Annotated in this window: 13 protein-coding genes; all 13 read right to left on the reverse strand. The window is 62.1% G+C overall.

Going from position 1 to position 12,535, the window contains the following annotated elements:
- Positions 1 to 2 precede the first annotated feature (2 nt).
- The gene (lepA, locus tag PCA20602_RS01950; protein ID WP_150719728.1) at positions 3 to 1,808 is read right to left on the reverse strand and encodes a translation elongation factor 4; all 1,806 of its coding nucleotides are present in this window, start codon (positions 1,806 to 1,808) and stop codon (positions 3 to 5) included.
- A 232-nt stretch (positions 1,809 to 2,040) separates the two neighbouring features.
- Entirely contained in the window at positions 2,041 to 2,286 is a 246-nt protein-coding gene (locus tag PCA20602_RS01955; RefSeq protein WP_150719729.1) for a glutaredoxin family protein, read from the reverse strand.
- 8 nt (positions 2,287 to 2,294) lie between these two features.
- On the reverse strand, positions 2,295 to 3,806 hold the full coding sequence (locus PCA20602_RS01960; RefSeq protein ID WP_150719730.1) for a DegQ family serine endoprotease: 1,512 nt from the start codon (positions 3,804 to 3,806) through the stop codon (positions 2,295 to 2,297).
- A 130-nt stretch (positions 3,807 to 3,936) separates the two neighbouring features.
- Positions 3,937 to 4,995, reverse strand: coding sequence for a MucB/RseB C-terminal domain-containing protein (locus PCA20602_RS01965; protein WP_150719731.1), 1,059 nt, complete (start codon positions 4,993 to 4,995; stop codon positions 3,937 to 3,939).
- Positions 4,996 to 5,688, reverse strand: a complete 693-nt coding sequence (locus PCA20602_RS01970) for a sigma-E factor negative regulatory protein (protein ID WP_242558286.1) — start codon at positions 5,686 to 5,688, stop codon at positions 4,996 to 4,998.
- A 38-nt stretch (positions 5,689 to 5,726) separates the two neighbouring features.
- Entirely contained in the window at positions 5,727 to 6,326 is a 600-nt protein-coding gene (gene rpoE / locus PCA20602_RS01975; protein WP_010805230.1) for an RNA polymerase sigma factor RpoE, read from the reverse strand.
- A 168-nt stretch (positions 6,327 to 6,494) separates the two neighbouring features.
- Complete coding sequence (gene fabF / locus PCA20602_RS01980) at positions 6,495 to 7,733, reverse strand: beta-ketoacyl-ACP synthase II (RefSeq protein ID WP_150719733.1); 1,239 nt, start codon at positions 7,731 to 7,733, stop codon at positions 6,495 to 6,497.
- Positions 7,734 to 7,877: 144 nt separating this feature from the next.
- Positions 7,878 to 8,117, reverse strand: coding sequence for an acyl carrier protein (acpP, locus tag PCA20602_RS01985; RefSeq protein ID WP_069342266.1), 240 nt, complete (start codon positions 8,115 to 8,117; stop codon positions 7,878 to 7,880).
- A gap of 135 nt (positions 8,118 to 8,252) precedes the next feature.
- Positions 8,253 to 9,002 carry a 3-oxoacyl-ACP reductase FabG gene (gene fabG / locus PCA20602_RS01990; protein ID WP_150719734.1) on the reverse strand — a complete coding sequence of 250 codons (750 nt, stop codon included), beginning with the start codon at positions 9,000 to 9,002 and terminating at the stop codon, positions 8,253 to 8,255.
- 23 nt (positions 9,003 to 9,025) lie between these two features.
- Positions 9,026 to 9,955 (reverse strand): ACP S-malonyltransferase, encoded by a 930-nt coding sequence (fabD, locus tag PCA20602_RS01995; RefSeq protein WP_150719735.1) that lies wholly within the window; start codon positions 9,953 to 9,955, stop codon positions 9,026 to 9,028.
- Between the two features lie 139 nt (positions 9,956 to 10,094).
- Positions 10,095 to 11,081: a beta-ketoacyl-ACP synthase III gene (locus PCA20602_RS02000; RefSeq protein WP_150719736.1), complete on the reverse strand. Its 987-nt coding sequence runs from the start codon at positions 11,079 to 11,081 to the stop codon at positions 10,095 to 10,097.
- A 37-nt stretch (positions 11,082 to 11,118) separates the two neighbouring features.
- Complete coding sequence (gene plsX, locus PCA20602_RS02005; RefSeq protein WP_069342291.1) at positions 11,119 to 12,171, reverse strand: phosphate acyltransferase PlsX; 1,053 nt, start codon at positions 12,169 to 12,171, stop codon at positions 11,119 to 11,121.
- 118 nt (positions 12,172 to 12,289) lie between these two features.
- Positions 12,290 to 12,469 carry a 50S ribosomal protein L32 gene (gene rpmF, locus PCA20602_RS02010; protein WP_023594409.1) on the reverse strand — a complete coding sequence of 60 codons (180 nt, stop codon included), beginning with the start codon at positions 12,467 to 12,469 and terminating at the stop codon, positions 12,290 to 12,292.
- Positions 12,470 to 12,535: the final 66 nt, after the last annotated feature.

Raw genomic sequence — 12,535 nt, forward strand, 5'->3', positions numbered from 1 at the left:
CGTTATTTATCTTCGACTTGCAAAATGGCAAGGAACGCTTCCTGGGGAATTTCAACGCTCCCCACCTGCTTCATGCGCTTCTTACCTTCCTTCTGTTTCTCGAGCAGCTTCTTCTTACGCGTGATGTCGCCACCATAGCACTTTGCCAACACGTTCTTGCGCAATGCCTTGATGTTTTCACGGGCAATGATGTTCGCACCGATCGCCGCCTGAATCGCCACATCGTACATCTGGCGCGGAATGATTTCCCGCATCTTCGATGCGACCTGCGCACCCCGACGACGGCTCTCCGAACGGTGAACGATGATCGACAGCGCGTCGACCTTGTCGCTGTTGATGAGCATGTCGACCTTGACCACATCCGACGCGCGATATTCCTTGAACTCGTAGTCCATCGACGCATAACCGCGCGATACCGACTTCAGACGATCGAAGAAGTCGAGCACGATTTCGGCCATCGGAATTTCGTAAATCAGACGGACCTGACGGCCGTGATACTGCATGTCGATCTGAATGCCGCGTTTCTGCTGGCACAACGTCACGACCGAGCCGACGTACTCCTGCGGCATATAGAGGTTCACGGTCACAATAGGTTCGCGAACTTCTTCAATACGGCCCGGATCCGGCATCTTCGACGGGTTTTCCACCGACACGACCGTACCGTCGCGCTCCGTCACCTCATAAATCACGGTCGGCGCCGTGGTGATGAGGTCCATGTCGAACTCGCGCTCCAGACGCTCCTGCACGATTTCCATGTGCAGCAGCCCCAGGAAGCCGCAACGGAAGCCGAAGCCCAGCGCCTGCGACACTTCCGGTTCGTACTGGAGCGAGGCATCGTTGAGCTTGAGCTTTTCGAGGGATTCGCGCAGCGCGTCGTACTGGTTCGCTTCGACCGGGTAGAGGCCGGCGAACACCTGCGGCTTGACTTCCTTGAAACCGGGCAGCGGCGCGTCGGCCGGCTTGGTCGTCGTCGTGACGGCATGCGTCACCGTATCGCCCACCTTGGCTGCGCCCAGCTCCTTGATGCCCGAGATGATGAAGCCCACCTGACCGGCCGACAGCGACGTACGCTGCTGCGACTTCGGTGTGAACACGCCCACCTGCTCGACCAGATGGCTCGAACCCGTAGCCATCAGATGAATCTTGTCCTTCGGCTTGAGCGTGCCGTTGACCACACGGACCAGCATCACCACGCCCACGTAGCTGTCGAACCACGAGTCGATGATCAGCGCCTGCAGCGGTGCGTTCGCATCGCCCTTGGGCGGCGGCACCTTGGCGATCAGCGCTTCGAGCACATCCTCTACGCCGAGACCGGTCTTCGCCGAGCATCGCACGGCGTCGGTCGCCTCGATCCCGATGACGTCCTCGATCTCCTGAATCGCGTTTTCCGGCTCCGCCGACGGCAAATCGATCTTGTTGAGCACCGGCACCACTTCCACGCCCAGCTCGATGGCGGTGTAGCAGTTGGCAACGGTCTGCGCTTCCACGCCCTGCGAGGCGTCGACCACGAGCAGCGCACCTTCGCATGCGGACAGCGAGCGGCTCACTTCGTACGAGAAGTCGACATGTCCCGGCGTATCGATGAGGTTGAGGTTGTAGACCTTGCCATCGCGCGCCTTGTATTGCAGCGCGGCGGTCTGCGCCTTGATGGTGATGCCACGCTCGCGTTCGAGGTCCATCGAGTCGAGGACCCGCGATTCCATTTCACGATCGGACAAACCGCCGCTAAGCTGGATGATGCGATCGGCCAAGGTGGATTTCCCATGGTCGATGTGGGCGATGATCGAAAAATTGCGAATATGGTCCATGAGACGGGCTATAGAAAAGTCGGTGCCATCGGATTCGGCTCGGCAGCGGCTTTCGAGAGAATCGGCAAACACGACATTTTAGCCGAAAGCGCACCGATGCCGCCCGGAATCACGTCGCTATTGCATGTTTCGCACGTCGTTGACGTTGCAAATGTTTCGCGGCAATACGCTGGAAATGGCGGGAAGGTATGGGAGACGTCCGTGGAAGGCGTGGCAGGCGGGGTCGGTAGCGTCAAGCCGACTGGAACACCGTCGCGACGGCATCGACATCGAATCGATACCGGCACACCTCCCGCTCCCCCAGCGCCAGCACCGGCACGATCTCGTCGTACCGGGCCTCGAGCACGGGGTCGCTGTCGACATCGACGACCGTTACCGAAAAATCCCACGCCGGACGCATCGCTTCGAGCGCCGCAAGCATGTCATCGCATAGATGACACCACTTGCGGCCGTAAAGCGTGAACGCCGGCGCGGTCATGGGCAGAATTACTTGCCGCTGGGCGCGCGCGGGCGCAGCGGCACGAACTGCGTAGCGTCGCCACGGCGCACGAGGATCGGGACCAGACGCTTCGGATCGAGCGCCTTGACCACTTCCTCGAACTGCTTGGCGTTGGCAATATCGGCGTCGCCGACGCGCAGGATGATGTCACCCTGCTGAAGCCCCGCACGCCCTGCCGGACCCTCTGCCAGTTCGACCTGCACGCCGCCGCGCAGCTTCAAGTCCTTCTTCTGCGCCTCGGTCAGATCGGAGACGACCAGGCCCAGCGCATTCGGATGCGGCGTATCCGCGGCCCCACCCTGCGCCTTCGACGCCTTGGGCGTATCGGCGTCAGCCTCGGCAATCGTGATCTTCAGATCCTGATTCTTGCCCTTACGCAACACTTGCAGCGTGGCGCCGGAACCCGGCTTGGTCTCACCGACCATACGCGGCAGGTCCGTGGCATGGTCGACGGGGCGGCCCTCGAACTTCATGATGATGTCGCCCGGCTGCACGCCCGCCTTCTCGGCAGGGCTGCCCGGCTCGACACTGCGCACCAGCGCGCCTTGCGCACGCGGCAAGCCCAGCGAATCGGCCACTTCCTTGCTGACTTCGCTGATCGCCACACCGATACGGCCGCGCACGACCTTACCGGTCTTCTTGAGCTGATCGACCACACGCATGACTTCGTCGATCGGAATCGCGAACGAAATGCCCATGAAACCGCCGGTCTGGCTGTAGATCATCGAGTTGATGCCCACGACCTCGCCGCGCATGTTGATGAGCGGGCCGCCCGAATTCCCCGGATTCACCGCAACGTCGGTCTGAATAAACGGCAGATAGTCACCAGTATCACGGCCCTTGGCCGACACGATGCCCGCCGTTACCGTATTTTCGAGACCGAATGGCGAGCCGATGGCCACCACCCACTCGCCGACCCGCAGCTTGTTCGAGTCGCCGACGGGCACCGTCGGCAGATCCTTGGCTTCGACCTTGACCACCGCCACGTCGGTACGCTTGTCGGCCCCGATCAGTTTCGCCTTGAACTCGCGCTTGTCGGTCAGGGTGACGTAAATGCTGTCAGCACCATCGACGACGTGCGCGTTCGTGAGAATGTAGCCGTCGTTCGAGACGATGAAGCCGGATCCCACGCCACTGTTCTGCTCTTCATCCGGCTGCGGCTGGCCACGGCGCGGCGTGCCGCCCTTCGGGCCCGGCTGCTGCGGCATCGGCACGCCGAAGAATCGACGGAACAGCTCGGCCATATCGTCGTCCATTCCCGGTGGCAAGCCTCGCTGCGAACGGCTGACACGCTCGGTCGTACGGATGTTCACGACGGCCGGCCCGACACGGTCGACGAGTTGCGTGAAATCGGGAAGATTGCTGACGAGGGGTGCGTTGGACGCCGTTGAACCGCTGCTCGGCGCTGAAGCCGGTGCGGCATAGGCGGCGGGCACTCCCGCCAATTGAACGGCAATGGCGCCGCCGAGGATGACACGAAGCAGGAGAGTCTTCTTCATTGGAAGATCGTGGTGCGCGAAAGTCTCGGAATCCCTGAGGGCAGTGCGGCACCCGACGCATCATCGCGTCTCATAAGCGCCTCGCTACCCGGACCGCGCCGTTACCGGTCGCGGCCCACCCGACAGCCGGTCACTTCGCCGGCTGTTTGTACTCGATACTGGAGGCGAATTGTTGCAGAGTGGTCTGCGGCACTTCGCCGAGCAAGGTCAGCCAGAAGTCGCCATAGCGCTTGATGAGGATGTTCGTCGCCCCCGCGCTACCGTGGCCTTCCTTGCGCTCACGCGTGGCCGGCTCGATGAACACCGAAAGTCCCGCCATGCCGTCGGAATATACCACCTGCTGGACTTCCAGCGGCTTGCTGTCCGCCGAAGAACGCATCGTGCGGCGCACTTCGCGCACAGCCTTGAATCCCGGCACCTTCTTGTCGACGTCGATGCTCCAACCGGCATCGGACAGCCGCGTCGAGGCGATTTGCGGCTTGACGACATGCCACCCGTGCGTCGCCTGGATCGCGTGAACGACGCGCGCCTTGTCGTTCGGCACGCCGATCGAAATTTGCGAAAACGCCGCCTGCTCCAGCAGATGACCTTCCGCGTCGAGCGTCTGCGCACGCAACAACAGGCCGGTATTGCGATCGGCCCACAGGCGATACCCGAAACGGTACTCATCCTTCGGCGAAAGCTCGATCACCATGCAGTCGAAGCCCGCCATCCGCTCGTTCGGCAGCAGCTTCGGTGCGTAATAGTCGAGTACGTCGCGATTGGGCGTGGCGAGCAACGCGGGGAAAGAATCCTTGCTCTCGCGCTTTTCCTGGAAAACGGTCTTCTGCTCGGGAATCAGCGTGTAGACGTCGTCGTTCTGACGAAGAATGCGGCGCTGACGTCCGTCGAGCGTTTCGAGTTCTTCGTACTCGTTCCCCTTATCGGCGAAATGACTGATCTTCGACGAACGCATGGTCGAGCCACGCTGGTAGACGAAGGTGCCGATGTAGTTCTGCGTCTGCGCCGCGCGGTGGATCTTGTTGAGCCAGGCGCTGACTTCACGCTTCTCGATCAACGGATCGGTGGACGGCGCGGACGCCTGGGCCCACGCCTGCGTTTGCAGCGTGGTCGCCAACAGGAAAGCGAACAGGAAGAAAGTGCGCCCGATGGGCGCACGCGGCAAGGATTCGATACTCAGGCGCTGCATTTATTCGTCCGCTTGCGCCGAGGCTCGCATGTAAGGGGAAACGCTCTGGCCGATAGGGGCCGGTGCGTATTGCTGGTGAGCCGCCAGATACTGGTCGAGACGCGCATCGCGCAGCACGATCAGATCGTTCGGCCCGCCGGTGGCGGCGCCGTTGGCAGCCACGGCGGCCTGGGGTTGCTGCGAGAGCGCCACACGCGTCAGGCTGGAGCCACCGGCTGCGGGAGCCGCCTGAGCGAGCACCTGCGGTTGTGCGCCACCGGCCGGGTGGTCCTGCAAACGCGGCACCACGACCCACGACAGCGCAGCGACGGCCGCAGCGGCCGCAGCCGTCGGCAGAACGCGGCGCACCCGCAGGAACGGATTGATACGCGTAACGCGCGAGCCGGCAGCTTTCGCATCCGGCGCGGCCACAGCCTGCGCATCAGCCAGCGCGGCCGGTGCGAGCAGGTGCGGCTCAGCGTCGAGACGCGCTGCGAAGGACGCCATGAAGGCAGACTCCGAACGCGGCAGCGTCAATTCATCGGAGCGCAATGCGTCCCCGATCAGGTGGTAGTCGTCCCACAGAGGCCGGCCCGAGGTGTCAGCCTCGTCCAGCAGGGCGGCCAGTTCGTCCGGATCGAATTCCCCGTCCATCAACGCGGAAATCCGCTCGGCTTGCAGCCCCCGCTGCGTTTGCACCGTCGCTGATCCCATGATATCCCCCAACGAAAATAACTTTCCCGGCGGCGCGCTCACCAGCGCTTACCGTCAGGCGTGTCCAGCAGCGGCCTCAGCCGGCTGGCAATCGCTTCACGCGCCCGGAAAATTCGCGAACGGACCGTTCCGATCGGGCACCCCATGGCTTCGGCGATCTCTTCGTAGCTCAGACCCTCGATTTCTCGCAGGGTGATCGCCGTCCGAAGTTCATCGGGCAAAGCCTCCATCGCTGTGTTGACCGTCTGAGCAATCTGCTTGCTCATCAGCATCGACTCAGGCGTGTTGATATCCCTTAGTTGATCGGCCTCGGCAAAAGTTTCCGCTTCTTCAGCGTTCGCTTCAGTCGAAGTCGGTGCACGGCGTCCCTGCGTTGCCAGGTGGTTTTTCGCCGTGTTGACAGCAATACGATACAACCAGGTATAGAACGCCGACTCGCCACGAAATTGCGGCAAGGCGCGGTAGGCCTTGATAAAGGCCTCCTGCGTCACATCCTCGACCTCGGCGGCGTCGCGCACGAGCCGCGATACGAGGCGGATGATTTTGCGGTGATATTTCGCGACCAATAGCTCGAAGGCGGCTTTGTCGCCCTTTTGCACGCGCTCAACGAGCGCCTGGTCGATTTCTCGTTCACTCACCTGATATGGATCCGTATTTTCTCTGGCCTGCCAGGCCCCGGTCGGGCCCGATTGCACCACGGCGGCAATCGCCACCGTAGCTGGAAGTGTCTTTGACGCCGCACGCCCGGGCACACTCACCGGAGCGTGGGTCAGCGGGACGGGACGCCTGCGCGGCGTCCCGCGAACTTAGACGCGCTGGAAGACCAGCGTGCCGTTAGTCCCGCCAAATCCGAAAGAGTTCTTCAACGCGACATCAATTTTCATATCGCGAGCCGTGTTTGCGCAGTAATCGAGGTCGCAAGCCGGGTCTTGATTGAAGATATTGATCGTCGGCGGCGATTTCTGATGGTGAACGGCCAGCACGGTGAACACCGACTCCAGACCGCCGGCGCCGCCCAGCAAGTGGCCAGTCATCGACTTGGTGGAGTTCACCACGACGTTCTTGGCTGCATCGCCCATCAGGCGCTTGACCGCGACCGTCTCGGCGATATCGCCCAGCGGCGTCGACGTGCCGTGTGCGTTCACGTAATTGACGGCATCAGCGTTGATACCGGCATCGCGCAGCGCGTTCGTCATGGCCCGCAGCGCACCGTCGCCATCTTCGCAAGGCGCGGTCATGTGGTAGGCGTCCGCGCTCATGCCGAAGCCCTTGATCTCGGCATAGATCTTCGCGCCGCGCGCCTTGGCGTGCTCATACTCCTCGACCATCATCACGCCAGCGCCTTCGCCCAGCACGAAACCGTCGCGATCCTTGTCCCACGGACGGCTCGCCGTCGCCGGGTCGTCGTTGCGCGTGGACAGAGCCGTCATCGCGGCAAAACCGCCAATGCCCAGCGGCGACACCGTCGATTCGGCACCGCCGGCGAGCACTGCGTCCGCATCGCCATACTGAATCATGCGCGCTGCCTGACCGATACAGTGCAGACCGGTCGTGCAAGCCGTGACGATGGCGAGGTTCGGGCCTTTCAGACCGTACTTGATGGACAGATGGCCGGAGATCATGTTGATGATCGAACCCGGCACGAAGAATGGGGAAATCTTGCGCGGACCGCCATTGAGCAGATCGGTCTGCGTATCCTCGATCATCGGCAGGCCGCCGATGCCGGAGCCGACCAGCACCCCGACGCGCTCGGCGTTCTCTGCGGTGATTTGCAGGCCGCTGTCTTCGAACGCCTGAATGCCGGCTGCAAGGCCGAAATGGATGAACGTATCCATGCGGCGCGCTTCCTTGGCCGACAGATACTTCTCGGTATCGAAGTTTTTGACTTCGCCTGCAAAGCGAACCTTATGGTTGCTCGCATCGAACTTCGTGATGTTGGCGATGCCCGAACGACCTGCGACCAGATTCTCCCAACCCTCGGCAACGGTGTTGCCGACCGGCGAGATCAGGCCCAGACCGGTAATGACGACGCGACGACGACTCACGATACTCCCCTTCTTCTGCTGGGTCATACAAAACAAAAGCCACAGAGGCGACAAGGTCCGACCCTGCGCTCCCTGCGGCTGACAGGCAGGCCTGACGCCAGGAGCCGGTCGGCATCCCGGCCAGTCAGGCGATCCGTAGGCGTATTAGGCCTTCGACTGAGCCTGGGCGAAATCGATGGCTTGCTGCACGGTGGTGATCTTTTCTGCGTCTTCGTCCGGGATCTCGATCTCGAACTCTTCTTCCAGAGCCATCACCAGCTCAACCGTGTCGAGCGAGTCAGCGCCGAGATCGTTCACGAAGCTGGATTCGTTCTTAACGTCGGCTTCAGCCACGCCAAGTTGTTCCGCGACGATCTTCTTGACGCGTTGCTCAATGTTATCCATTCAAACCCTCCGGGGTAGTTAGTTCAGACAAGTGCGCGCATTTTAACAGGTTTGCCAAGCAAAGTTAGCATGCGCCAAATAATGTTCAATGTCGCGCAAATACGTGCAATTTCCACATATCCGCGCACATCTTCCTTAATTCATGAACATGCCGCCGTTCACGTGCAGCGTGACGCCGGTGATGTAGCCAGCCTGCGGGGACGCAAGGAACGCCACCGCATTTGCGATGTCTTCCGGCGCACCGAGTCGGCCAAGCGGAATCCGCGCCTTCAGCACGTCTTGCTGCGCTTCGGGCAACGCCTTCGTCATATCCGTATCGATGAAGCCGGGGGCAACGCAGTTGACCGTAATGTTCCGACTGCCGATTTCGGCGGCCAGCGAGCGAGACATGCCCGCAACGCCCGCCTTGGCGGCAGCGTAATTGGCTTGCCCCGGATTGCCGGCCGAACCGACAACCGACGTCACATTGATGATCCGGCCGCTGCGAGCCTTCATCATCGGCTTGATCACCGCGCGCGAGAGACGGAAGATCGCCTTCAGATTCGTGTCGATGACGTCGTCCCACTCGTCGTCCTTCATGCGCATCGCAAGGTTATCGCGCGTGATGCCTGCATTATTGACGAGAATGTCGAGCTTGCCGTGTTGCTTCAGGATGTCGTCCAGTGCTGCGGCCACGCCCTCGGGGTCGGTCACATTCAGGACAATGCCCTTACCGGCAACGCCGGCTTCCGCAAAGTAGGCGTCGATTCCTTGCGCGCCGGCTTCGCTGGTGGCGGTACCCACGACCGTTGCCCCCTGACGAGCGAGCTCGAGAGCGATGGCGCGGCCAATGCCGCGCGAGGCGCCCGTCACCAGAGCCACGAGGTTGTCGAGTTGCTTGCTCATGAAAAAAATACCCTTGCTATAGCTTACGAGAGTTGGGCGCGCACATCGGCGAGCGACGCCGGATCCGTGATCGCCAAACCCGTGAGATTGCCGTCGATGCGCTTGGTCAGGCCAGTCAGCACCTTGCCGGGACCGCATTCGACGACCTGGGTCACGCCTTGCGCGGCGAGCCACTTCACCGATTCGACCCAGCGCACGGGCGCGGCAGCCTGACGCACCAGCGCATCCTTGATGCGGGCCACGTCGGATTCGACGGCCACATCGACGTTATTGACGAGCGGGATCTGCGGAACGTTAAACGTCACGTTCGCCAGATACTCGCGCAGACGATCCGACGCCGGCTTGAGCAGCGACGAATGGAACGGCGCCGACACCGGCAGCACGAGCGCGCGCTTCGCGCCGGCAGCCTTGGCCAGTTCACAAGCCTTCTCCACGCCAGCTTTCGCGCCAGCGATCACGACCTGCGCCGGGGCGTTGAAGTTGACCGCCTCGACCACACCTGCGACCGACGCTTCGGCGCAGACGTTGCGCACAGCGTCATCGTCCAGACCGAGCACAGCAGCCATGCCGCCTTGCCCGACCGGCACCGCTTCCTGCATGGCTTGCGCGCGGAAGCGCACCAGCGGCACGGCGTCCTTGAATGCGATCACACCTGCGGCGACCAGCGCCGTGTATTCGCCGAGGCTATGACCTGCGACGAATGCCGGCTTGGCGCCGCCGTCGGCCAGCCATGCGCGGTACATCGCGTAGGCGGCGGTGAGCATCACCGGCTGAGTGTTCGTGGTCAGATTCAGATCTTCGGCCGGGCCAGCGGCAATCAGCTTGGCCACGTCCTGCCCGAGGGCGTCCGAAGCTTCGGCGAGCACTTCGCGCACGGCCGCGTTATCTGCGAACGCGTCGAGCATGCCCACCGATTGGGAGCCTTGTCCCGGGAAAACGAAAGCGAATGTCATAGCGCCTGGTTTTGCAGTCAGATTCAGAAACATGTCGGCGCATAGTCGCGCGCCGACATAACGCGCACGAGAGCCTCGCCACGAACCGCGCGCTCAAGGGAGCGCAGCCGGTTCGCACGGCGCTCCCGCGCCGGGAAAGTTACATGCGGAACAGCACCGCGCCCCACGTGAAACCGCCGCCCACGCCTTCGATCATGACGTTATGCCCCGCCTTGATGCGGCCATCGCGAACCGCGACGTCGAGCGCGAGTGGAATCGAAGCCGCAGAGGTGTTGCCGTGCTGGTCGACGGTCACGACCATCTTCGCTTCGGCGTCCAGCTTGCGTGCGGTACTCGTCATGATGCGCAAATTGGCCTGGTGCGGAATCAGCCAGTCGATTGCCTCCGCCTCCAGCCCGGCCTTCTCGAGGGCCTCGTGAGCCACCTTCTCGAGCACCTTGACGGCCAGCTTGAACACCGCCTGACCATCCATATAGAGGAACGCTTCGCCCTGAACCGCACCGGCATTTACGTTACCCGGCACGCAGAGGATGTTCGAATGGCTACCGTCCGCATGCAAGGCGCTCGACAGAATGCCCGGCTCGCTGGACGCTTGCAGCACGACCGCGCCGGCGCCGTCGCCGAACAGCACGCACGTCGTACGGTCATTGAAATCGAGGATGCGGGAGAACGTCTCGGCGCCGATCACGAGCACGTTGCGATACGCGCCCGAGCGAATGAAGTTGTCGGCCGTCGCCATTGCATAGGCAAAGCCCGAGCAGACCGCTTGAATGTCGAACGCCGCGCAGCCGTTCGTGATGCCCAGCTTGCTCTGCACGAGGCAGGCGGTGCTGGGGAACACGAAGTCCGGCGTCGACGTGGCGACCATGATCAGGTCGATCTGGTCGGCGCTCAATCCGGCCATGTCGAGCGCGCGCCTGGCGGCTTCCACCGCCATGTCGCTGCTGGTCTGGTCGGGCGCGGCGAAGTGACGTGCCTGAATGCCGGTACGCGCGACGATCCACTCGTCACTCGTCTCGATGCCTCGGGCGGCAAGCTCGTCTGCCAACTGCTGATTGGTCACGCGTCGTGCCGGCAGATAGCTGCCGGTGCCGATGACACGGGAATAAATCGCGGACTGGGTCATCTTATGATCGGTTAGCGCACCGGGGCGGGCACCGGTTTCAGAGCGCCGGAATGGCGCTCACCGGCTTGGTGTCCTGGAGCTGGTTCTGATTCTCTTGCATGGCGCGCGACAAACGGTCCAGCACGCCATTGCGAACTGCATCATAGCCGCGTTTGATGGCCCACTCAAACGAGTAGGCATCGGCGGACCCGTGGCTCTTGATGACGAGCGCACGCAACCCGAGCAACGCAGCGCCGTTGTAACGACGATGGTCGACGCGGTTTTTGAAGCGGGTAAGAATCGGCAGCGCAATGACGGCAATCACCTTCGTCCACCAGGTGCGGGTGAACTCTTCACGGATCATGTCGCCGAGCATTTGCGCCAGGCCTTCGGAAGTCTTGAGTGCGACGTTGCCGACGAAACCATCACATACGACGATGTCGGTCGTGCCGCGATAAATGTCGTTGCCTTCCACGTTGCCGTAGAAGTTGAGCGTCGAGCCACGCAGCAGCTCGCCTGCCTGCTTGATGACGTCGTTGCCCTTGATGACTTCTTCGCCGATGTTGAGCAGACCGATCGACGGACGCTCCTTGCCATCGACCGCCGCAACGAGCGCATGGCCCATCTCGGCGAATTGCAGCAGGTGGGTCGGCTCGCAGTCCACGTTCGCGCCCAGATCGAGCATCGTCGTGTAGCCGCCCAGTTGATTCGGCAGCACCGTGGCAATCGCCGGGCGCTCGATACCAGGCAGCGTCTTGAGCACGTAACGGGAAACGGCCATCAGCGCGCCGGTATTGCCGGCGGACACGCAAGCCTGCGCGCGCGCCTCCTTGACCAGATTGAGTGCCACGCGCATCGAAGAGTCTTTCTTCTTGCGCAGCGCGGTCTCGACGGAGTCGTCCATGGCGACGACTTCGCTCGCATTGACGACGGACAGGCGCGGGTGATCCGTCACACGCAACTTCGCGAGCTGCGCGTTGATGATCTCCTGCTGCCCGACCAGCACAAGTTCGACATCGTCGGTAGATTGCACGAAGCGAACCGCAGCCGGCACCGTCACCGATGGGCCGTGATCTCCGCCCATACAATCGATCGTCAGGGTGACTGTCATGTCGACGTGATTGGCTTGCGGTACAGGTAACAAAAAAAGCGGCAGGATGAGTGCCGCTTTTGCCACATCGGACGATCAAACTGCGCCATGATGGGCGCGTATCGCCTGGAGGGCCGAATTAGTCGTTCTTGGTCTTGATGACCTTGCGACCACGGTAGAAACCGTTCGGCGAGATGTGGTGACGCAGGTGCGTCTCACCCGACGTCGGTTCGACGGCGGTCGACGGTGCGGTCAGGAAATCGTGCGAACGGTGCATGCCGCGCTTCGACGGCGACTTCTTGTTCTGTTGAACGGCCATGATAACTCCTCAAAATATCGCGAAATTTTAACACAGTTCGAGCGCCGCCCTACGGTGTCGGCCTGT

It is taken from the genome of Pandoraea capi, from assembly GCF_902459735.1.
Lineage (GTDB): Bacteria > Pseudomonadota > Gammaproteobacteria > Burkholderiales > Burkholderiaceae > Pandoraea > Pandoraea capi.